General features: G+C 41.8%; 19 protein-coding genes and 1 riboswitch. Of the genes, 17 read left to right on the plus strand and 2 right to left on the minus strand.

The genetic code is table 11. The features are described from left to right. The first annotated feature begins 3 nt into the window (after nucleotides 1-3). From bshB2 to NST74_RS03815, 10 genes are all read left to right on the plus strand, one after another. Nucleotides 4-657: a bacillithiol biosynthesis deacetylase BshB2 gene (gene bshB2, locus NST74_RS03770; RefSeq protein ID WP_341115821.1), complete on the plus strand. Its 654-nt coding sequence runs from the start codon at nucleotides 4-6 to the stop codon at nucleotides 655-657. Nucleotides 658-818: 161 nt separating this feature from the next. Next, entirely contained in the window at nucleotides 819-2,771 is a 1,953-nt protein-coding gene (locus tag NST74_RS03775; RefSeq protein WP_341110449.1) for a flagellin N-terminal helical domain-containing protein, read from the plus strand. Nucleotides 2,772-2,974: 203 nt separating this feature from the next. Beyond that, nucleotides 2,975-4,348 carry a hypothetical protein gene (locus NST74_RS03780; RefSeq protein ID WP_341110450.1) on the plus strand — a complete coding sequence of 458 codons (1,374 nt, stop codon included), beginning with the start codon at nucleotides 2,975-2,977 and terminating at the stop codon, nucleotides 4,346-4,348. Nucleotides 4,349-4,431: 83 nt separating this feature from the next. Next, nucleotides 4,432-5,424 (plus strand): LacI family DNA-binding transcriptional regulator, encoded by a 993-nt coding sequence (locus tag NST74_RS03785; protein WP_339244921.1) that lies wholly within the window; start codon nucleotides 4,432-4,434, stop codon nucleotides 5,422-5,424. A gap of 318 nt (nucleotides 5,425-5,742) precedes the next feature. Next, on the plus strand, nucleotides 5,743-7,038 hold the full coding sequence (locus tag NST74_RS03790; protein WP_341110451.1) for an ABC transporter substrate-binding protein: 1,296 nt from the start codon (nucleotides 5,743-5,745) through the stop codon (nucleotides 7,036-7,038). A gap of 85 nt (nucleotides 7,039-7,123) precedes the next feature. After that, the gene (locus NST74_RS03795; RefSeq protein ID WP_341110452.1) at nucleotides 7,124-8,008 is read left to right on the plus strand and encodes a carbohydrate ABC transporter permease; all 885 of its coding nucleotides are present in this window, start codon (nucleotides 7,124-7,126) and stop codon (nucleotides 8,006-8,008) included. Beyond that, nucleotides 8,008-8,844, plus strand: a complete 837-nt coding sequence (locus NST74_RS03800; RefSeq protein ID WP_341115822.1) for a carbohydrate ABC transporter permease — start codon at nucleotides 8,008-8,010, stop codon at nucleotides 8,842-8,844. Before NST74_RS03795 ends, NST74_RS03800 begins: the two co-directional genes overlap by 1 nt. A gap of 45 nt (nucleotides 8,845-8,889) precedes the next feature. After that, nucleotides 8,890-10,572, plus strand: a complete 1,683-nt coding sequence (locus NST74_RS03805; protein WP_341110453.1) for a glycoside hydrolase family 13 protein — start codon at nucleotides 8,890-8,892, stop codon at nucleotides 10,570-10,572. Between the two features lie 15 nt (nucleotides 10,573-10,587). Then, nucleotides 10,588-12,033, plus strand: coding sequence for a sucrose phosphorylase (gtfA, locus tag NST74_RS03810; protein WP_341110454.1), 1,446 nt, complete (start codon nucleotides 10,588-10,590; stop codon nucleotides 12,031-12,033). Between the two features lie 100 nt (nucleotides 12,034-12,133). After that, nucleotides 12,134-12,787, plus strand: coding sequence for a M48 family metallopeptidase (locus NST74_RS03815; protein ID WP_341115823.1), 654 nt, complete (start codon nucleotides 12,134-12,136; stop codon nucleotides 12,785-12,787). Nucleotides 12,788-12,872: 85 nt separating this feature from the next. Here the strand turns inward: NST74_RS03815 and NST74_RS03820 are convergent, their stop codons facing one another. After that, on the minus strand, nucleotides 12,873-13,883 hold the full coding sequence (locus tag NST74_RS03820; RefSeq protein ID WP_341110456.1) for a LacI family DNA-binding transcriptional regulator: 1,011 nt from the start codon (nucleotides 13,881-13,883) through the stop codon (nucleotides 12,873-12,875). 234 nt (nucleotides 13,884-14,117) lie between these two features. On the opposite strand from NST74_RS03820, the gene NST74_RS03825 reads away from it, so the two are divergent. The 6 genes from NST74_RS03825 to NST74_RS03850 all read left to right on the plus strand — a co-directional run bounded on the left by NST74_RS03825 (nucleotide 14,118) and on the right by NST74_RS03850 (nucleotide 20,544). After that, nucleotides 14,118-16,211 carry an amylo-alpha-1,6-glucosidase gene (locus tag NST74_RS03825; protein WP_341110457.1) on the plus strand — a complete coding sequence of 698 codons (2,094 nt, stop codon included), beginning with the start codon at nucleotides 14,118-14,120 and terminating at the stop codon, nucleotides 16,209-16,211. A 52-nt stretch (nucleotides 16,212-16,263) separates the two neighbouring features. Further along, nucleotides 16,264-17,586 (plus strand): ABC transporter substrate-binding protein, encoded by a 1,323-nt coding sequence (locus NST74_RS03830; RefSeq protein WP_341110458.1) that lies wholly within the window; start codon nucleotides 16,264-16,266, stop codon nucleotides 17,584-17,586. A 72-nt stretch (nucleotides 17,587-17,658) separates the two neighbouring features. Beyond that, nucleotides 17,659-18,558 (plus strand): carbohydrate ABC transporter permease, encoded by a 900-nt coding sequence (locus NST74_RS03835; protein ID WP_094870022.1) that lies wholly within the window; start codon nucleotides 17,659-17,661, stop codon nucleotides 18,556-18,558. Between the two features lie 18 nt (nucleotides 18,559-18,576). Continuing rightward, on the plus strand, nucleotides 18,577-19,401 hold the full coding sequence (locus tag NST74_RS03840; RefSeq protein WP_042193304.1) for a carbohydrate ABC transporter permease: 825 nt from the start codon (nucleotides 18,577-18,579) through the stop codon (nucleotides 19,399-19,401). A 271-nt stretch (nucleotides 19,402-19,672) separates the two neighbouring features. Further along, complete coding sequence (locus NST74_RS03845) at nucleotides 19,673-20,230, plus strand: hypothetical protein (protein ID WP_341110461.1); 558 nt, start codon at nucleotides 19,673-19,675, stop codon at nucleotides 20,228-20,230. Between the two features lie 20 nt (nucleotides 20,231-20,250). Further along, nucleotides 20,251-20,544: a hypothetical protein gene (locus NST74_RS03850; protein WP_042124198.1), complete on the plus strand. Its 294-nt coding sequence runs from the start codon at nucleotides 20,251-20,253 to the stop codon at nucleotides 20,542-20,544. A gap of 62 nt (nucleotides 20,545-20,606) precedes the next feature. Here the strand turns inward: NST74_RS03850 and NST74_RS03855 are convergent, their stop codons facing one another. Continuing rightward, the gene (locus tag NST74_RS03855; RefSeq protein WP_341110464.1) at nucleotides 20,607-22,328 is read right to left on the minus strand and encodes a cellulase family glycosylhydrolase; all 1,722 of its coding nucleotides are present in this window, start codon (nucleotides 22,326-22,328) and stop codon (nucleotides 20,607-20,609) included. A gap of 220 nt (nucleotides 22,329-22,548) precedes the next feature. Here NST74_RS03855 and NST74_RS03860 point away from each other — a divergent pair, with 220 nt between their 5' ends. Further along, complete coding sequence (locus NST74_RS03860; RefSeq protein ID WP_341110466.1) at nucleotides 22,549-23,127, plus strand: hypothetical protein; 579 nt, start codon at nucleotides 22,549-22,551, stop codon at nucleotides 23,125-23,127. 91 nt (nucleotides 23,128-23,218) lie between these two features. Then, a riboswitch (cobalamin riboswitch) is annotated at nucleotides 23,219-23,419 on the plus strand. The last annotated feature ends 165 nt before the right edge of the window (nucleotides 23,420-23,584 follow it).

Raw genomic sequence — 23,584 nt, forward strand, 5'->3', positions numbered from 1 at the left:
TCAGTGGAAAGACATATTCTAGTTATATTACCGCATCCGGATGACGAGGCCTTTGGTATATCAGGAACACTTGCCAAGCATGTGCAAAACGGCACCCAAGTCACCTACGCTTGTCTGACACTTGGAGAAATGGGGCGGAATATGGGCGTTCCGCCATTCGCAAATCGGGTAACCCTCCCACAGATACGTAAAAAAGAACTGGAAGAATCCTGCCGAGCGATTGGTATACAGGATTTAAGAATGCTTGGTTTCCACGATAAGACGATTGAATTTGAGGATCAAGCGCTGCTTGACAGCCATATTGATGCGCTTTTGAAGGAGCTTAATCCCTCATTGATCATTACGTTCTATCCGGGGTATAGCGTTCATCCCGATCATGATGCTACCGGAGCTGCAGTGGTGCGAACGGTTGGTAGAATGCCCAAGGCAGAGAGACCTCCAGTTCACTGTATAGCTTTCGCCAATAATATTGAAGAGATTGGGAAGCCAAAGGTTATCAATGATGTGAGAGATTTCCTGAAGCAAAAGATGGCATCCATTCAGGCGCATAAATCTCAATTCCAAGCCGCTGAGTTATTGGGGAACAAACCGTTAGAGGATAAAGAAATCCAAGATCGATTTGGAACAGAGCATTTCTGGATCTATCCATTTGAATAATATTTTCATGAACAGAACTTTTAAGCGGCGTTCAGTTGTCGGTATCTTACCGATGACAGATCGTCGTTTTTCTATGGTAAATATTCAACTTTTCAGAGAGGCACGATGGGGATTGCAAGTGAGGTCTTAAGCAGTGGGTAATTTGACCTAAATAATTACTAATGAATATCCGATATAGAAGATATTATCAATTGAAAGGTGATTATATGCGGATAGGTCACAACATCACATCTTTAAATAGTTTGAACAGATTAAATAAAAATAATAAATCTATTACAAGTTCACTAGAGAGACTATCATCTGGACTTCGTATAAATATAGCAGCAGATGATGCTGCGGGATTAGCAATTTCGGAGAAAATGAGAGCACAGATTCGTGGATTAGCTCAGGCGGAGAGGAATACACAGGATGGTATTTCATTAATTCAGACTGCTGAGGGTGGACTTGGAACTATACAAGATCCTAATCTGCTAAGACTACGAGAGCTTACAATACAGGCTTCAAATGATACCTTAACAAATTTTGATCGAACATTGATTCAAAAAGAAGTTGAACAGATAAAGCTTGGGATAAATGATATTGCCAATAACACTCAATTTAATGGGATTCATTTATTGAATAATGACCTCGAAGTAAACACGAATGTTACGCCAGTACAGGGCAATATAAGTACGAATTGGACAGCTAACATACCTGCCAGAGATTTATCTAAGACTTCGGATGGAGGTTACGTCGGAATAAGAATTCCCGGTAATAATCCTTTCAAATTAGATAGTATGGGTAATCTGGTTTGGTCACAAGCAATTCCTAATATGGATGTGTATAGTATTAAGGAATCTAGTGATGGTGGTTATATTTTATTAGGAAATGATTTCTCAGCAGGGGTACTTTCCGATCAAAGGATTAATATAATTAAATGGGATGGGAATTTGAATGAGCAGTGGAGAGCAGGAGTATCTGGCGTCTACTCCATTATGGGAAATGAAGTAATTGAGACTGGTGACGGTTCCTTTATTGTGGCAGGTACGGGCTCTGGTATTCAAGTTTGGGATGGTCTAGTGGCTAAATTTAACAGCAGTGGTGTTCAACAATCCACCTCGATAGTGGGTTCTTCACAATCCAATCCTGTTGGCTATGGAAGTGAAGAATTTAACTCTATTATTGAAACGGCTGACGGCGGTTATTTGGCTATTGGTTCATCAAGTCTCCAACTAAATGGTTCTTATACCGATAAGACAAGCTGGGCTGTGAAATATGATAGCAATTTAAATCCGTTATGGGACACACGAGTCGGTGCTGCTGGGGATGATGAAGGTTACCGGGCCATTGCAACCAGTGATGGAGGGGCCATAATTGTTGGTTCATATAACGACTCTACTAAAACTAGTGGATTAATCTATAAACTAGACAGTAGTGGAAATGTATTGTGGGAGAAGAATATCTCAAATCAAACTTCCAACTCCAGTCAACTTACTAGCATTACAGAAATGAAAGATGGGAATTACATCGTTGGAGGAATAGTAGATAATAATTATCGTCTTTCCATTTTTGATCCACAGGGAAATGAATTGGCTAATGTCAATCTAAATGGCGGGGGCTCTACGGACAGATTAAATAACATTATTAGTAATGCTGACGGAAGTTACACTTTTTCAACTACAACTGGGATAACAAATTTCAATGTATCTTACGGATCAAATCCTAGTACCACATATGAATACAAAACACTAAATCTACAGGTGGGGGCTAACGCCGGGAATAACTTCGCTGTTAAATTAACAGATGCCAGAACTACTGCTCTGGGAATTGCGGATATCGATCTTTCAACCAGACAAGGTGCCGAATTAGCGATTTCGAAAATAGACAAAGCTATAAATACCGTTTCATCCAGACGTTCAATGTACGGCGCGTATCAAAATGCATTAGAACATATCCATAATAACCTTAGCAACTACGAGGTAAACTTAACAGCAGCTGAATCACGAATAAGGGATGTGGATATGGCAAAGGAAATGATGAAGCTTACCCAATACAACGTCTTATCCCAAGCATCACAAGCCATGTTGGCTCAGGCCAATCAACAGCCTCAAGGCGTATTACAGTTATTAAAGTAAAAGTGTTTAATAGAGTCTATGCCATTTTGGGCATGGGCTTTTTAAAATTTGTTGTTATTTGTTTATCAGTCCTATTAGATAACTCTAGAAAACAGGAATAGAAATGATTTACAAAAAAATACACAAAGATTATGATATTTCTATAGGCAATTATATCCTTTTTTTCCTAAACTTTTGTTTGGACTAAATAATTGGAGGATCAAATGAAAAAGCACGACAAAATCATTTCCTTCATCTTCATACTTTTTATGATGGTGACGGCTATTTACTGGGCAATTACGACCGAAAGTTGGACCGTGATGGGCACCCTTGCATCCGTGATCTGTTTCGTACTTTTTGTATTATTGGGGCTTCGCACTATCCCTGTTTTGACAGCATTTGTGCTGGCGAACCCGGGACTCGAAGTGACTCAGGAAATTAGAGAGCGGGATAGAAGGCGCGCTTGGCTTCGAATTATTGGCTGGATATTGGCGAGTCGTATCCTGCTTATGCTCATTGGTTATGCATTTTTAATTATACAGAATGGTTATTCAGGGGGTCTGTTTAGCAAGATTGCCGAGACTTGGCATATATTCGGGATCGATGCTTCACATTATTTAGGGATTGCAGAGAATGGATACGTGACGGAAGGAGATCCGAAGTACCATATTGTGTTTTTTCCTTTCTTTCCAAACTTAATTAAAGTAGTTCAGGTATTCGTAGGAAATTATCTTGTTGCTGGATTCATCGTTTCAAATATCGCTTCTATTGTTGCCGCCTTGGTTGCTTATGAGCTTGCAGCACTAGACATGCACCGTAAAAATGCCATGCGAGTCGTGAAGTATATTTTCATATTCCCTGCCGCGTTCTTCTTCTTTATTCCGATGACAGAAGCGCTATTTCTGGCTTTATCTTTAATGAGTTTATATTTTGTGCGAAAAAAAGAATGGCTCATCGGATGCTTATGTGGTGCACTTGCAGCGTATACTCGTTCTCCAGGGGTGCTACTGATTGTACCGGTTGCCATTGAATTTGGACGGGATCTGATAGGCAATTATAAATTACTAAATAAAAAAGCGTTTATACATAGAATCACCACTGCCGTTGGCTGTCTCGCTATCATATCAGTAGGTTTACTGGCTTATCTGTATATTAATTACTACGTTACGGGAAATGCATTTCAGTTTAGTATTTACCAGCGGGAGCACTGGTCTCAGCGGTTTTATCTCTTTTTTGATACCGTAAGATATCAGATGGAATACGCTGTGGGCACTTTTAAGAGTGGAGATCATCGTTCTTTCCTTGGGATGTGGCTACCCAATTTAGTCGCTATATTCTCAGCACTAGTTATCATGTTTAGGGGTGCAAAAAAGATCCGACCTTCATACACCGCCTATTTCATCGTGTACTTTGCGTTCGTAGTGGGTGCTACCTGGCTGCTCTCAGCCCCACGGTATTTGCTTGTTGCATTTCCGCTAGCTTTTGCTGCTGTCGCGCTTACGGAAGACAAATCAAAGGATGTTGCGCTTACTGTAGTTTCAGTTGTGGGGAGTATATTGTATTTAGCGATGTTTGTGGCAGGATATCCAGTGTATTGAGGACCCTTTCATTTTTTTATATTTTAAGCTAAAATGATTGAAACTGGTTTCAAAAACTGTCCCTATCTGGAGTGAGTGTAGAAATGGCAAATATTTTAGATGTGGCGCGTTTAGCAGGAGTGTCTAAGACGACCGTATCCCGAGTAATAAATAACTATCCTCATATTTCAGCAGATAAAAGAGAATTGGTATTAAAAGCAATGGAAGAGCTTGAATATACCCCGAATCTCTCAGCAAGAAGATTAAGAGGACAAGTGACAACAACGATAGCTGTCGTAGTTCCTAGAATAGTGAATCCTTTTTTCTCCTATTTAGTTGATTCCATAGAGAAGGTTGGTTACAAAAACGGCTACCAAACCTTGATCTGTCAGACTAATGAGGATAAGGAGAGAGAATTAACCTATTTAAATTTGTTGAAGACCAAACAAGCGGATGGCATCATCATGGCATCCATTGAGAATGATTGGAAAGTCATTGAACCGTATACTGAATTTGGACCTATTGTGTTATGTAACGAATATGTGAGTAATGCAAAAATTCCGATGATTCGGCTGGATCAATTTAAAGGTACATACTTAGGAATCAAGCACTTAATTGAAAGAGGTCACCGTAAAATTGCTTACTGTACGGGAGGTCTGTTTACCGAGGCCGGGAAAGATAAAGACCGTAACCTAGGTTATCAAAAAGCATTGGAAGAGGCCGGGATTCAAGTGAATCCTAACTGGATTTTGGTCAACCAGCATACCATTGAAGATGGGAAAAGAGTAATGAAACTCTTGCTTGAAATGAAGGATCGTCCAACCGCTGTGTTTACAGGCAGTGATGAAATTGCTGGTGGTTTGATGATGGCTGCAAAAAAGGAAGGGTTAAGTATCCCACGGGATCTGGCGATCATTGGTTTCGATGACCAGCCCCTCGCTGAAATGTTGGATCCCGCATTAACGACAATACGGCAGCCTATAGAGCAGATGGGGCGTAAGGCAGGGGAAGTTCTTATGGAGATGCTGGATGATTCCAATGTAGAGCCAGTTACTTATGAGCTTCCGGTTGAACTGGTAGTTCGAGAATCTACGTAACACTGATAAGCGAATTTGCAATGCAGACTCGCTTTTTTATTTATCTTTATTGGTATCGATACCACATCTATGGGATAAACAATTAACTTGAATCACCTTGTTTATCAGTAGTTGTTCCGAATAATTTATAAACTTAGCTTTAAATTGTATTGAAACCGATACCAAGTGATGTTACAATACAGGCAAGAAAGCTTTCTAGTATATCAGCTAGTTGAATTTATGAATAATTTTTTTAACTAATGAAAACGGTCTCAATCTGATGTTCAGACTTTTATAGGGGTCTAGCATATAAAAAAGCACAAAATGGAGGGGTTTTGTTTGAAAAAGATATCTGTTTTATTATTTGTTCTTTTGCTTGCTGTTTCATTGACAGCTTGTGGTGGATCCAACGGAGCGGGGTCCAGTCCGGCAGCGAACTCGAAGGATGAGCAGGTCAGCATAATTATTACGAACGGTAAAGGTGAAATCGCTTCCCAATGGGAACAAGCGGCTAAAGACTTCATGGCAGCGAATCCGAATATCAAGGTTGAGGCTGTCTCTGGAGCTGTTGGTGATACCGTTAATTTGCTGGATAAACTTACGGCATCCGGTAAAACGGTAACTATGGCAATGATGTCCCCAGATTCCATTGTGAACAAATATAAAGATTTCGGTATAGATCTTTCAGGTGAGAAGTGGAATGAAGATACGGTTTACGGCGTTAAAGATGCAGAGGGGAAAATTGCCGGTTTTCCATTTTCAATAGAGGGCTTCGGTCTCGTGTACAACAAGAGTGTACTTGATAAGGCCGTTGGCGGTACCTTCGATCCGCACACTATCAATACTCGTGACAAGCTAAAAGAATTATTAGATCAAATTAAAGCTTCCGGTGTAAAATATCCGGTTGCTTATCAAACCGAAAACTGGTCCGTAGCGAACCATTACAGTACACAGTTTGTGAATCAGGCAGAAGATCCGAACACGATTGTAGAGCAACTAAAAGCCGGAACATTTGACTTAGCAAGTAATGATGTTTGGAATGGTTACTACGATACGATGGATCTGCTGGTATCCAAAGAATACAACAAATACGGTGAACGTCCACTGGGCAAATATTATGACGATGCGCATGTAAGTGTGGGTAAAGGGGAATCAGCTATCCTGTTTAACGGGAACTGGGCTTATGATTCATTGCAGGCGGTTAGTGGAGAATCCTTCGGATTTATACCTGTCCCAGTGGATAACAATCCAGACAATCCGCTGAACAATAAGATTGCTGCAGGTCCAACTAATATTCTGGTGATTAATAAAGCGGCAACCCCGGCTGAGCAAGAAGCAGCTAAGAAGTTCCTGAACTGGCTCGTTTATGATGAAAAAGGTCAAGATTTTCTGGTGAACCAGTCTCAAGTCGTCTCAGCCTTTAAGAACAACACTATGAAAGTGAATAATCCACTCGGATCAGCGATCGCGGATGCTGTGGTAGCCGGCAATACGATGCCGTTCAGCTCAAACTATGTGAAGGTCGAAGATTGGGGCAATATTCTTGCACCGGATATTCAGAAATATATCGCCCAAAAAGAATCCCGTGTTGATCTTGCCAAAGCTATTGAAACCTATTACAAAAGCCAAAAGTAATTAATCATTTGCTGAATTGCGGGAAACGGGTTGGGATGACTCTCGCCTGTTTCCTCCTTTAAGCAATTAGGGGTGTGCTAAACGTATGATATCAGAAAAACGTCTGATCAAACGAATGGGCAACCAGTTATTTTTCACCGGTCCCACGATCATTTTCTTTACGATTGCCGTGCTGATTCCTTTTGCATATGGATTATATCTGACCTTTACCAATATGACCTCTCCATTAAATCCAATAGAGTTCTCAGGTTTAGCTAACTATAAGACAGCATTTACGGACTCTAAGTTTTGGGATTCTCTTATATTGACCGTTAAGTTTGTCGTAACAACCGTTATTATCATCAACATTCTCGGCTTTGTTTTGGCTTATTTAGTGACTTCCGGAGTGAAGATGCAAAATTTCTTCCGAACATCTCTGTTCACACCGAATCTGATCGGCGGCTTGATTTTAGGTTACATCTGGCAGTTTATATTCGTACAAACTATGCCTTCTATCGGTGAGAAGTTCGGGATAGAGTGGTTGCGTTTAGGTTGGCTAGGGGATGAACATTTGGCTTTCTGGGCCATTGTTATTGTGTCAATCTGGCAATCGGCGGGCTATATGATGATCATCTTTGTGGCTGGTTTAGTCAATGTGCCAAAAGATGTAATGGAAGCAGCGAAGATAGATGGTGCCAACGGCTGGCAACGTTTGAGAAAGGTTACTTTGCCGCTGATGGTTCCTTCCTTTGTAGTAACGATCTTTTTAACTCTGAAGAATGCCTTCATGGTTTACGACGTTAACTATTCTCTAACGGCAGGCGGACCATATGATAGTACAACCATGGTATCGATGCATGTGGTGAAAAAGGCCTTTGTCGAAAATAATTATGGCGTTGGTCAAGCAGAAGCCTTTGTATTATTTGCTATCGTTGCAGTTGTTACCGGCCTGCAGGTTTATTTCAGTAAGAAATTGGAGGTTGCTGCATGATGAGTGCTAGACGAAAAACTTCCGTGATTCTGACGTATTTATTTTTAATTGTGTTTTTCATTATTTTTGTTTTTCCATTCTTCCTTATGATCGTCAATTCCTTCAAGAGTAATGGTCAAATTCTCGAAAGCCCTTTTTCACTGCCAACCAGCTTAAACTTTGGGCATTTTGCTGAAGTCATTGATAAAATGAATTTTTTTGTCTCGTTTAGAAATACAGTCGTAGTCACCTTTTTCAGTGTCCTATTCATTGGTGTTTTTGCAGCAATGACCGCCTATTACATGGTGAGACATTCGACTAAATTCAATAATGGTTTCTTCGCACTAATGGTGGCTTCCATGATTATTCCGTTTCAGTCCATTATGATTCCTCTGATTTATATCTACGGGGCAAAACTTCACTGGATCGATGCAGCGCCTATTCCATTATTGATTATTCTTTACATCGGCTTCGGAAGTGCGTTATCGGTATTTATGTACCATGGTTTTGTGAAGTCGATTCCTTATGAATTGGAAGAAGCGTCTCTGCTGGATGGATGTAATCGTAGACAGACATTCTTTAAGATTGTACTGCCTATGTTGGCTCCAACATCAGTGACCATTGCGATTCTGAATGTGTTATGGATTTGGAATGATTATCTGCTACCTTCACTGGTACTGACTAAGGATAACCATTTTACAATGCCGATTAAGATGAAGGTGTTTAACGGAACGTACATGAATAACTGGGAACTGTTGATCCCAGCACTTCTGTTAACGATCCTGCCGATTCTTATTGCTTATTTGTTTGGTCAACGTTACATCATAAGAGGCGTCAGCCAAGGCGCTATTAAATAAGATAAAGAAAGCCCTAGACTCGGGTGCTGGAGGAAGTGTGGAGTTATGGAGACTAGAAACAGCAACTGGTGGAAAGAAAGTGTGGTTTATCAAATTTATCCCCGGAGTTTTCAGGATTCAAATGGAGATGGAGTAGGGGATTTGCGTGGAATCATCAACCGGCTCGGGTATTTAAGGGATTTGGGCATCAATGTTATTTGGTTGTGTCCGGTCTACGATTCACCTAATGATGACAATGGGTATGATATTCGGGATTTCTATAAAATTCAGGATGAGTTTGGAAGTATGGAAGATATGCTCGAATTGATCACACAAGCGGAAGCGTACGGAATTCGTATGATCATGGATCTGGTAGCGAATCACACCTCTGATGAACATGCTTGGTTTATGGAATCCAGAAGTTCTAAGGACAGTCCAAAGCGTGACTGGTATATATGGAAGCCGGGGAACGATGGTCAAGAGCCTACCAACTGGGAATCGAATTTTGGAGGTTCAGCTTGGGAATATGATGAGACCTCACAGGAATATTATTTACATTGTTTCTCTAAGAAACAACCGGATCTCAATTGGGAGAATCCCGAAGTTCGCCAAAGCATCTTTTCTATGATGGATTGGTGGATTGACAGGGGAATAGCCGGATTTCGTATTGATGCGATCACATTTATTAAAAAGAATCAGCAATTTCCGTACCTTAAGTCTGAAGATGACCGCCGCTATGTTCCTCTGGCAGAAGCTTGTTTGAATCAATCCGGAATTTTGGATTTTCTTCACGAGATGAAACAGGAGGTTCTTGAACCTCGCAATGTGATGACGGTTGCGGAAGCTCCTGGAGTTCCGATAGAGCAAATTCATGAATATGTAGATGAGCAGAACGGCGTCTTTAATATGATATTTCAATTTGATCATGTAGATCTGGATGCCAAGCCAATGGCTAAAGGAATCTATCATCCTTGGAAGCTGACTGAATTTAAGCACGCGTTATCTAAATGGCAGATTGAGACAGCCAATAAGGGCTGGATGGCACTTTTTATGGAGAATCATGATCATGTGCGTTCGGTTTCAAAATTCGGTAACGACGGGATATACCATAAAGACTCAGCTAAAATGCTGGCTGCCTATTATTTCTTAATGCGAGGAACACCGTTTATTTATCAAGGTCAAGAGATTGGAATGACCAATTATTTCATGGCTTCAATTGAAGAGTATAGAGATATTGAGAGCTTAAATTATCACCGTAATGAAACTGCACTGGGTAGGTCTGAGGCAGATATCCTGAACTATTTAGCGATCAGAAGCAGGGATCAGGGGCGTACACCGATGCAATGGAGTTCAGAACCTATGGCCGGATTTACGAATGGGCAACCATGGATTAATGTGAATCCGAATTATTCGTCGATTAATGTGGAGGAAGAGCTACAAGACGGTAATTCAATTCTTCATTTTTATCGGGAATTAATCAAGCTGAGACGGGATAATAAAGCGTTAATTTATGGTGACTATCATGAGATTTATGTGGACTCGAATGAGCTAGGTGGATATGTTCGAACTTACGGGAATGAGTGTTGGACGGTAATCTGTAATTTTACGGATCAAACCATTCCGTTAACTAATCCTCTTGCAGGCCATGTTGTACTGTCTAACATTAATAATCATGATAATGGTCTGTTGAGGCCTTATGAGGCTTTGATACGCAAAGGGGAAAAGAGTGCAGATGTAGCCGAAATCTAACGAGGGGGATTTATAATGCAAATTAAGAATGAAGCTATGTTGATTACCTATGCAGATAGCCTCGGGCGTAATTTAAAAGAATTAAACGAAGTATTAGATAAGCATCTGCGAGGCATCGTTGGAGGTGTTCATTTACTACCGTTTTATCCTTCTTCGGGTGACAGAGGATTTGCACCAATGGATTATACCAAAGTGGATCCTGCATTCGGAGATTGGTCGGACGTCGAAGCGATGAGTAAAAATTATTATATGATGTTTGATTTTATGATTAATCATATCTCCAGACAATCACCTTATTTTCAGGACTTTCTTGAGAAAAAGGATGCATCAGAATATGCGGACTTGTTTATCCGTTACAAAGATTTTTGGCCGAACGGGGAGCCCACTCAGGAAGATGTGGATTTAATATATAAGCGTAAACCACGCGCTCCATACGTAGAGGTTACCTTTAAGGATGGTAGCTTGGAGAAAGTATGGTGTACCTTTGATGAACAACAGATTGATCTGGATGTGACCACAGCAACGACGCAGAAATTCATAACGGACAATCTTACCTTTTTGGCGGAAAAAGGGGCTTCAATTATTCGACTAGATGCTTTCGCATATGCCAACAAAAAAATCGGTACGAATTGTTTCTTTGTTGAGCCGGATATTTGGGAGATGCTAAATCAATCTGAGCAGACCGTTGCCCCTTATGGAGTGACCGTTTTGCCGGAAATTCATGAGCATTATAGCATCCAGTTAAAAATCGCAGAACAGGATTACTATGTATATGATTTTGCGTTACCAATGTTGGTGCTGCATGCTTTATTTAGTGGGAAAGTAAACCGGCTGGTTCATTGGCTGGAGATTTGCCCGAGAAAACAGTTTACAACATTAGACACGCATGATGGTATTGGTGTGGTGGATGTAAAGGATCTTTTGAGCGATGAAGAAGCAGAAATGACAAGAGAAAGTCTCTATAGCCAAGGAGCTAATGTCAAAAAAATATATAGCACCGAAGCATATAACAACCTTGATATTTACCAAATCAACTGTACCTATTATTCAGCACTTGGGAATGATGATCAGGCTTACTTGCTGGCGAGAGCCATCCAATGTTTTGCACCAGGAATACCGCAAATTTATTATGTGGGACTATTAGCTGGAGTGAATGATATAGAGCTTCTGGAAAAGACCAAAGAAGGACGGAATATTAATCGGCATTATTATACCCAAGATGAGATTGATGCTGAGGTGAAGCGCCCGGTTGTGCAAAAGCTCTTTAATATTTTGAAATTCAGAAATAGTAATCCAGCCTTTGATGGAGATATTCAGATTGAACAGTTGGATGAGAATAATGTGGTGATAATTTGGAAAAATCTGCAGAACGAAGCGAAATTGGAAGCGAATCTGTTAAGCAAGGCATTTACGATTTCGCAAAAAGAACGGTCAGCAGATTGGGAGATGGTTGTACTGTAAGGGAATATCCAGTGTATTGATGAATCATGTTAAAATAGGGAGAACGTCTAAACGCGTTCTTCTTTTTTGTGTGAATAACCTTATAGAAACGATGGTGGGTATGAAGATTGAGTACGACAATCAGGTGATCGAGTTTAATGTTCAATATGGAAATGGCAAGAAAATCTCCATTCATATAGATTCTTCAGGGCGTATAACACTCAAAGCTCCCAAGAAAACAAGTGAAGAGACGATTAAAGGCGTGGTTGAGCGTCATGGGAAATTAATAGTGGAGAAGCTGCAGAGCATTGAAGCAAACAAAGAAACGCCAAAGCTTAAAGAGTATGAAGACGAGGGCAAGTTCTTGTATCTGGGCAAATATTATTCGCTGCAAGAGCTAATAGAGACAGGGGATTTAAATGAGGAAGAGCTTAAACTGAAGCTGAAGAAGTTCTATTTTGCTAGCTGTAAAAAGATTGTAGGCGAACGGATTAATAGATATCAGACGCAGCTTAGAGTAAAGCCTAAGACGATTGACATTGTAGAGTCTAGAACCAAGTGGGGAAGCTGTAGCTCAGATAAAAAGCTAACCTTTAACTATCGCTTAGCGATGGCTCCAGTGGAGGTTATCGATTATGTAATCATCCATGAACTGTGTCATTTACTTCATATGAATCATGACCGCTCTTTTTGGCGAAAGGTTGGAAGCCTCATGCCGGATTATAAGGAGAAGGAAGAGTATTTAGCTAGATATGGGCGTGCTATGACCCTGTGATAAATTAGTATTCATGATTTAAGATAAAAAAGGATGTCCCTAATGAAGGGGCATCCTTTTCGTTGTTAATGAGCTGCTCATGATGTTAAAGGGCACGAACGCTGTCTCTTTTTATAAGCTCGCTAGGAAGCATGACATGATGAATCGCTTGTTGTTTCTCTAGTAGATCTATGAGGATCTGAGCAGCATTGGTACCTAACTCGTATTTATGCTGGTTCACTGTAGTCAAAGCTGGTGTGCAATACGCTGTCAGATCAATATTATCGTAACCTATAATTGAAATATCTCCAGGCACCAATTTTCCGGCTCCCTTCACACCCTGCATAGCTCCGAGCGCCATCAAATCACTTGCACAAAAAATAGCAGTGACCTCAGGATGGCTGGACATCATTTGCTGAGCAGCTTCTTTTCCTCCTTGTTCGGAAAATAATCCGTTAAATACGAGGGATTTATCAAAGGGAATATCGTAATTCTCAAGGGCGAGACGATAGCCTTCTAATCGAAGAAGTGCTACATCTGCTTGGGTATGTCCGTTAATCATTGCAATATGGCGATGTCCTGACTCTAGCAGATGAGTTACTGCGTGAAGCGCCCCTTTTGTATTATCAGAGGTGACATAACCGACATTTGGCCCTTCAAGTGTAATATCAATGAGCACGCAAGGAATATCAGAGGATACGATTTCCTTGAGATAGGGATCATCCAGTCGAATCCCCATAATAATAACACCATCCACACCTCTTTCTTGGCATAATGTCTTATAGGATTTTACCCTTTGTTTTTGCGGGGTTGTGCTGAAGAGTACAAGGTCATAATCCAGCTCTCCTGAACGATCATTGATCCCGCATAACACTTCAAAGGCTATATTGTCTTTGGAGCTATCTCTTGTAACATTGGAGAGTAGGAGACCTAGCGTTTTAGTTTTTTTGGATATAAGCGATCTGGCAGCCATGTTAGGGCTATAACCTAATTGGTCTGCAATAGTTCTAATCTTGAGCCGGGTACCTTCGTTAACATCGTCATAACCATTTAAGGCTCGGGAGACGGTGGTAACGGATACGCTGGCGGCTTTGGCAATATCTTTTATAGTAACCATTAGGATACCTCCTTCATATTTAGGGACAATAAGGCAATATGTAGTATTCAAATATTAAAAAAATAAAATATAAAATGCATCTTGTAAATGCTTTCATCATGATTTATAATTCGATTATACCTTATCCGAAACGTTTTGGTAAGTCTGTCGAGCATTAGATTATTTGAAGACATATATTTTTTTGTGCTTTTTCCGAAACGTTTCGGATACACAGCGAAGAAATGAGGGGAAGTTTTGAATTATCGAGTTATCAAAGAAAATGATCTGTTTCTAATGACGGACAAAAGTGGGGACATACCGGACAATGATCAATCGGGTCTAGGTCTCTATACCAGAGATACCCGTTTCTTAAGCCGAATGGAAATCCGAATTAATAATCAGCGACCAATATTGTTATCCTCCGCCGCCGATGAGAATTATATCTCTACCATTCGTCTTACCAATCCTCATATGGAGGAAGACGGTAAGCTGATTTTATGGCGTGAGTCTGTAGAGATTGAACGTACGCGCTTTATTTATGAGGGGGCGTTATATGAGACCTTTAAGTTAACAAGTTATTACCCTAAAGCAATCCAATTTGATTTCTCTGTACTGTTAGATGCGGATTTTATAGATATGTTCGTGATTCGTGGTTTCCAGCATGGAAAGCTAGGAAATAAGACAGGTGAACGAAGTGCTTCAGGTGAAAAAGTGATCAGTTATCTCGGGGCAGACGAGTTGCTGAGAGAAACCAAGGTAAAATGGGATACTCAGGAAAGCCGAATAAGCGAGACAGGCGAGGTACATTTCGATGTTGAGCTGAAGCATCAGGAAAGTGTTGAAATCGCTTTCTTTATTGCTCCGATGATAGAGGGCAACGAGCCGCTGCAGCATGAACCTAAGGAAGCAATGAATAAGCTCAGAGCATCTTACGCTAGTTGGAATGCTTCATCGACTTCCATCAGCAGTGATATGCCGTTATTTAATAAGCTGTATCATCGAGGTGTTCAAGATTTGCGGGTACTGCTTACAGATCTTGGTTATGGCCAATTTCCGGTCGCAGGCTTGCCTTGGTACTCCGTTCCCTTTGGACGCGACAGCCTGATTGCAGCGCTGCAGATGTTATCTTTGAATCCTCAAATTGCTAAGGGAACCTTACTTACAATGGCTGCCTACCAAGGACAGAAGGAAGATGAGTGGCGCGACGAGCAGCCAGGCAAAGTGATGCATGAAATCCGGTATGGAGAGTTAGCGGCTACTAATCAGGTTCCGTTCACACCTTATTACGGCACTATCGATGCAACACCTCTGTTCCTGCTGCTTACCGCCGAGTATTACCACTGGACAGGAGATCTTGATTTTGTTAGCTCATTAATGCCGCATCTCAACGCTGCGTTGAATTGGATTAAAGAATATGGCGATTATGATAAGGATTCCTTTGTGGAGTATTATCAGAAGTCATCCAAAGGAATTGCCAATCAGGGATGGAAAGATTCTGCCGATTCCGTCATTCATAGTAATGGTGATTATGCGGAGGCCCCGATCGCGCTAGTAGAGGTTCAAGGTTATGTGTATCAGGCGCTGACTCGACTTGCTCCTATCTTCAAGAGTCTTGGTCACGAAGAACAGGCAGAGGGTATGGAAAAAGATGCAGCTCAGCTGCGAGCCCGTTTCGAGGAAGACTTCTGGATGGACGATGAGCAATTCTATGCAATCGCCTTGGATAAGGATAAGAAACGGGTAGACTCCGTTACTTCGAATGCAGGACATATTCTCATGTCAAGAATCGCCTCCCCAGAGCGGGCAAAAGCAGTTGCGGCAAGACTAGTAGCCCCTGATCTCTTCGGAGGATACGGTATTCGGACCATGAGTACTGCAGCTACGGGTTACAATCCGATGAGCTACCATGACGGAAGTGTATGGCCACATGATAACTCACTTTGTTTGCTTGGCCTTAGTCAGTCCGGATTCACAGAGGAAGCAATCACCGTCATGCAAGGATTGCTGAATGCAGCTGACCAATTTGAATATTACAGATTGCCTGAATTGTATTGCGGTTACAGTGACCAGCTCGGTGCTCCTGTTCCTTATCCGGTAGCCTGTTCTCCGCAAGCATGGGCAGCTGGAACACCATTGACGTTCGTGCAAGCGCTGCTTGGTCTTCAACCGAATGCTCTAACCCGCCAAATTACGATCAAGCCTGCACTTCTAAACGGTATGAATGACTTAAAGGTGGAGCAATTACAGATTGGTAATGGCACGCTCAGCCTGCGAGTTAGTCGTGTGGATAACGAGCCAAAGCTGGAGATTTTATCTAACCAGACAGGTTATGAACTGGTGATTCTATAGGCAATACGTAATTCTTTCATATAAAAAGCCTGACAATACTAAGGAGGTTGTAATGAAAATGAGAAAATCGGGGCTAATAATTCTATCTTTGATGCTGGTTGCTGGACTAATGTTGGCTGCATGTGGCGGTAATAAAACAAACAGCAACACAGGAACGGCAGCAACAAACAATGGCACAGATAAAGAGCCGGCAGCACCAGCAACGGATGAGCAGGTTACGGTTACACTTGCGGGCTGGGGAGCAAGTCCAGAAGAGCAGGAGCTGCTTAATCAGACGCTGAAGGAGTTCGAAGCTAAATATCCGAATGTGAAAGTGAATTACGAAGTTATAGCTGATCAATACATGGACGTTATCAAGACAAGACTCATAGGTGGAGAAGGTCCGGACGTCTTCTACCTGGACGCATTCGAGGCGCCTGGTCTCATTGAAGCCAATGTGCTGGAGCCATTGGACAGCTATGTGACACCTGAGTTTGATGTTGCAGATTTTGAACAGCCAATGGTCGATGCTTTTAAGAAAGATGATGTATCTTACGGATTCCCTAAGGATTTCTCTACGCTCGCTATGTTCTACAATAAAAAGGATTTTGCCGAAGCGGGAATTACAACACCTCCAACAACTTGGGATGAACTGAAAGCAGACGCAATCAAGCTGACCAAAAAAGAGGGTGACAAAATCACTCGTTATGGTTTCGGCGTTGCTCCTGAGCTTGCGCGTCAAATGTTTATGATCCAAGCTTTTGGTGGAAAAGTTTCTGACGAAGAAGGCAAAGCAACCTTCGCATCTGCGGAAGCACTCCCAGGTTTGCAGCTTGTTGTAGATATGCACAACGTTGATAAATCCTCCGGTGAGCCTAAGGAAGTAGGCGCTGGCTGGGGTGGAGAAATGTTCGGGCAAGGCAAGGCTTCTATCGTATTCGAAGGCAACTGGGCGATTCCATTCCTGGAATCCAACTACAAGGATCTGGATTATGCTACCGCTGAGCTTCCAACGGTGAACGGCACTAAAGGCACAATGGCCTTTACGGTAGCTTATGTAATGAACAAGCAATCGAAGAAGAAAGAAGCGGCTTGGCAGTTAATCTCTTTCTTGACAGGCAAGGATGGAATGAAGACCTGGACCAGCAAAGGGTTCGCACTTCCTACACGGAAATCGGTCGCACAGGAGCTGGGCTACGACAAGGATGAACTGCGTGGAGCAATTGTAGCGGGTGCTTCTTATGCAACACCATGGCAAGCCGCATCTACGTTGCCTACCATCACTAATAACTTCAATAACCAATTTGTAGATACATTTATGGGTAACTCCAAGCTTGAGGATGCAATGAAGAAAGCTGAAGATGTAGCGAATAAGGAAATTGAAGCAGCAAAATAAATGGATTGAAGGGGGAGGGTCTTCGGACCACCCCTTCCTTCTTTCATTCTGATACGAAAGGAAAAGTGAAGCATGACTCAAGTCTCAACATTTAGAAAGAAACTAAGAAATAATGTGACGGCCTATCTGTTCCTGCTTCCTACTATTCTTGTACTGGGCACTTTTTTGTTCCTGCCAGTTTTTTATTCGCTCTATTTATCAGGACATAAGGTAAATTTACTTGGTGATGTCAGTTACAAGTGGGTTGGATTCAATAACTTTACACGTATGGCCGGTGACGAGAGAGCTTGGATTGCATTGAAAAACACGGCATCCTTTGCGCTGTTCGTTGTACCGTTGCAGACTGCATTTGCTATTTTATTAGCCGTTATTTTGAATGCTAAGCTTAGATTTAAGAATTTTTTCCGAATCGTCTTTTTTATGCCGACGGTTACTTCCTCGGCGGTATTGTCACTTATTTTTATGTGGATTTACAATTCGAACGGTCTGCTGAACCGTGTGCTTGAGTTCGTAGGTTTACATGGTTACAACTGGCTTGGAGATCCGGCGGTCGCTCTTAAGGCGATCATGCTTATGAATATATGGTCTACTGCTCCGTTCTTTATGGTAGTCTTCTTAGCTGCACTGCAAGATATCCCTGATGCATTGTACGAGTCGGCCATGCTGGATGGAGCAGGAGGATTTAGACGTTTTATTTCTATTACGCTTCCGATGATTAAGCCAGCGACCTTCTTCACGGTAGTCATGGGAATCATCGGTACCTTTCAGCTATTCGATCAATCGTATATTTTTTCGGCAGGCTCCGGCGGCCCGAATAACTCCACCTTAACGGTGGCTTTGCTTATCTATCAGTATGCGTTTAAAAATCTCGACTTCGGTTACGCTTCTGCGCTCGCTGTCATGCTGGCTGCGGTCATTATGATCGTAACGCTGATTCAGCGGAAGCTATTCTCCGAAGAGAAGCTGAACTAGGAGGACGATCAGGTGGTTATTAACTATTCCAAAGGGGTTAAGGTGGTTCTATATTTCCTGTTATTCGCATATGGGTGCGTAACGGTCATACCTTTCCTATGGGCACTATCCTCATCGTTTAAACCGTTAAGCGAGATTGTGTCAGGGAGTATCAACTTTATTCCAAAGCAGTTCACTTTCCAGAACTATTATGACATCTTCGTGAAGGAACCGCTGTTCCTCAGATGGATGTTCAACAGTGCACTCATCGCTGTAGTTTCAACGCTATGCAATACCTTGTTCAACTCTATGGCAGGTTATGCGCTTGCACGTATTGATTTTACTGGCAGCAAGGTTGTGTTTTTTCTTATCTTGGCTGTACAGATGATTCCCGGTCAATTGACTATCGTGCCAGCATATTTGATCATGAAACAGCTTGATTTGTTGAACACTTATGCCGCGCTGACGCTGCCGATGATGGTAAATGCAACGTTTATCTTTATGATGCGGCAATTCTTCCTGAGCTTTCCGAAAGAGCTGGAGGAGGCTGCCGAGATGGATGGTCTAAATAAATTCGGCACATTTTTCCGCATTGCTCTGCCACTAGCCATCCCCGCGTTGGCGGCTCAGACGATTTTTGTATTCATGGGTGCATGGAATGAATTTCTGAAGCCCCTGATGTTCATGTCAGACAAGTCGATGTTCACACTTACACTAGGTCTCAATACTTTTAAGGGCCAATATATTAGCCATTGGAATTATATTATGGCCGCATCAATGGTGTTTACCCTGCCAGCACTACTTATTTATGCATTCTTCAACCGCTTCTTTATAAAAGGAATTACGTTTACCGGAAGCAAATAATTTGCTTTACTAGAACCGCCACTGAGCTTAAATCAGGGCGGTTTTTTGAAAATATAAGAAAGTATAAGTTTCGCACCATACTTTATGTCTTATATTTCTCGCTTAAACGCGTATCGTCCTTATAAGGACGCCGAAGGCGTTTATGCTTGTATGTTCATAAATTGTTACCATTCTATCGATCTCATATGTGGAAGTTAGGGTATAAAAGGAAGGGAAGAGGTAAAACTATGTTCACTAAATAGAACTGGAAGAAATTTAAATGCGGAGGTAAATGATGACACAGAATAAAGGGAATTCACAACGGCAGATTCGAACTTCAATTCTTTGTTTGATCTGTGCCTGCACCGTCCTATTAAGTGGCTGCTCTAAAGCTGCCAATGAAACCACACAAGTAACTCCAACGCCTACAACAGAAGCCACTGCACCTGCGGCTACGAACAATGCAACAGAACAACCCAATGCATCATCCGGTAGCAATACAGAGGGGCTTCCGGCGGATGTTAGCGTTCAGAGAGTCATTAAGGAAGTCACTTTAAAGGATGGCTATCATAAAAAGATTGAGCTGCTGACTGACGGCGGCAAGCGGGTTACCATTACGGATCCGAGCCAAAAGATTGTTTTACAGCAGATTGAATATGATGGAAAGATTACTACGTCTAATGGTAAACAGGTTACCGTTAAAGTCGAAGGTGGGGGAGAGCAGACCCTAACCATCCCCGATCATGTAGTGATCGAAGATGAGGACAAGCTTGGATTGATGCCAGGTGTTGATATCGAATGGACAGTGAATGCCGAGGGTCAAATCGAAAGTGTTGAGCTGGAGGATTAAAAAGATATCGGGGTGATTGGATGAAATTTCTAATCGTACTTGGCAGTATAGTGGTACCCATTGTCATGCTAATGATACAAAGGAAATGGATAAAGTGGCGCATTGTATTTAATGTAGCTTCTGTGTTGTCTGCGCTTATCTTAGGTAATATTTCTGCCCTAGCCATATATGAAATATTAAGGGATAACACAGTATTTATGACTTCAATCCATGCGATTTTTTTGAATCCGATGTTCCTTTTAACGGGAGCCTATCTTGGAGTATATCTGGTCTATCGCTTGATGTTGATGACGTATGAAGAAGTTTATGTATGATGTAGTTTAAAATAGGAGTGTCCCTGTGAAGGGACACTCCTATTTATGTTATACAGTGAAAGCTAAGAAGACTTTCCTACAACACTAGTGCCACTCTTCGTGATCTTGTAAGTAAGGATATCACCATTCCAGAAGTGGAATTTCAAGATGACCTCTCCATCTTTAACATCTTTAAAGAAGGCTGGGAGCAGCTTAATTTCTTTCGTGTTATAAGACGGTGAGAAAGTATTGCCGAACTCCTTGAATGGAGTCCAATCTTGAGGGCCTGCATTGCCGCCAGCGGTATAGACAGCCTCCATCGTGGCAAGCTGGTTGCCATTAAAAGTAGTCGGTATCGCAAACGATTCAGTCGTACCTTTGGCATCACTTAATTTGGCAGTGTCATTCACGATGATCTTTAGTCTCCACGCAACGCCTTTGTTGAATTTCAGCGTTAACACAGCATTTTCACCGTATTTTTGGGAAGCCGTGAGCTTTTTAAGTTGGCTGGCCTTGAGTGTAAGCTCCTCGCCATTTAAGGTGTAATCTTTGCCTTTAGTTAGATATTTGCCATTTACACTAATGGTAGTAAGCTTATTTCCGTTTAGATTAAGCTTCACTTTGGTGTCTTTGATGGTTGCACCTTTTTTAAGATAGACCAGATCGCTCTCGGTACTGGAGGAACGTTCCTTCAGACCGGACATTAATACACCCTGCAGCTCGGAATCGGACCACTTATACGTTTTGCGGTTGAAATGCTGCCCATTATCCCAGAGCATAGAGGTCATTTTCTTTTCTTTTAAATAATAGGTAAGGTACTCGAAGAATTTCAGCTTCTCGCCTTGTTCAATCACACCTGTATCTTTATCGAAGCCCAGTAGTCCGAACTCACCAACGATAACCGGAATTCCTTTAGCTACGAATGTGTTGTAAACGTTATCAAAAGTTTGGGTGATATCGTTTTTTGTATCTTTTTCAAACGTGGTGTAGCCAGCGATATTCACACTGAACGGCCAGAAGCCATAGAAGTGAACGGTCGCAATTATATTCGGATCTTTGAGAGCTGTAATCGTTTTGTAGAGCTGATCTATTCTAGGCTGCGTAGGAGAAGTCTCTAATGAAGGTAGAACTAGCGGACGTACATCATTCTTTCCACCGGAGTTCCGAACGATCTGATGGAAGGAAGTGTTGAGTTCCGTAAGCATTTGCTCCATCTTTGCTTCATCGGTGCTTCCGCCATCTGTGAAGCGTGGTTCATTGATGCTTTCGAACATCAGCTTATCGGATTTATCCTTGAAGCGGTCCGCAATTTGAGTCCATGCTGCGTTATAACGCGCGAGCGTTTCATCATGCTTCTCTTCCATATGACTTACCCATAACCAGGAGTCATGATGGACGTTAATCATTACATAAAGCTTGGCGTCCAGCGCCCAGCCGACCACTTCTTCGACACGGTCAAGATAAGCTTTTTCAATGGTGTAGTTCGGTGCTTCACCTATGTGTGAATCCCAAGTGATAGGAATCCGGATACTTTTGTAGCCTTGTGCGGCAATTTTCTTAATCAGCTCTTGGGTCACACGCGGATTTCCCCAGGAGGTTTCATCCTCACCTGTAGCATCTAGAGTATTGCCAAGGTTCCATCCGGGCTGCATATCGTCTACATAGGATTGGATTTTACTCTTTGGTGCTGCTTTAGCTTGTTGCTCGTCCTTGGTAGCAGCGGCGGCAATGGATGAGAACAAAGAGAGCAGAAGAGCGGTAACAAGGGTCAATGATAAGAAGGATTTCTGGATTCGAGTAGTCATTGAATTCTCCTTTGTAAGATCATTTTTGGGGATGCTTAAACCTGACCTTTCCTCAAGCACTTTGGTACGTAGATGAACACTGACACCTCCATTTTTGTTGTAAACGCTTACCAAATACCCTAACATAGAACATTTGTAGTGAGTACCTTACTAATTTGTGGTAAATTCATATGGAAATTAGTGATTTGAAGTGATCCCAAAAGTCATGGAGGAATAACCAGTGAGCAGATTTCATTACATAGGCTCGGCTAAAGAGCTTCCGTTAGGAGAAAGAGGCAGTGTACTGTCAGCAAAGACATATGATGAAGTGAAAAATTCACCAGAGTATAAGAAACAAAGAGAGTCTCTGCGCCTGCAAGGCATAATTCCTTTGGATGACATCGCAGATCTATCTCATTTAAGAGATGAGAACTGTCTTGTATATGACTCGGAAGAAGATGCAGCAGGTATTTTTATAGAGGAACTTGGGTATTGGAACGATGAGATTCGCAAGCATTTTCGGAGTCCGTTTGTGTATCGGATTTCACCTAATTGGGGTAGCTTCTCTGTATCCCCTGAGCTAAAGAATACTCTATCGGGTTCATATAACGCCTCACTCAAGTGTTGCCGGGAGTTATTTAAACTTATGACAGATATCGGAGTAGCTGGTACCGAGTTTGAGCTTTATACTTGTTGGGCAGAGGAGGAAGGGCACCCACGTAATAAAAAGTATGACCGAATCTTTGATTTGGCCTCTTTGTCACTGGAGGATGGTTTTGAGCTGAGAGAAAAAGAGTATATTGTGGTTAAAATGGTTTGATATTCAATAGAATTATCTCCAACTACTTGTTATACAAAAAACAAATATTGCATGACAAAAGCATCTATATTAGATATGATGAAGCATGGAAAAATTAATATTAGCAATAGGTGCCAATTATGAATGTTTCGGAGACACAATCATAGATTGGTTAAATGGAAAGCGGGTGTGAATCCCGCGCGGTCCCGCCGCTGTGAAAGAGGAGTCCTTGCAAGGTACCACTGGGAAACTGGGAAGGTAGCAAGGGTGATGATACTTGAGCCAGAATATCTGCCTGTTTCTGATACACCGTTAAACTCTACGAGCGATAGAGAGGTGTTTGATATAGTATATGCCTGCTATTGTTGCGGTTCACTATCTTAAACCTCTTGACGTTATGTTGAGTGGTTTTTTTGTAGTGCTAAAAAAGTTTATTCTGTTTTTTATCATAGGAAAAGAAGGGAAGGGTTATGGAAAC

This window comes from Paenibacillus sp. FSL F4-0125, from assembly GCF_038008565.1.
Taxonomy (GTDB): Bacteria; Bacillota; Bacilli; order Paenibacillales; family Paenibacillaceae; genus Paenibacillus_AQ.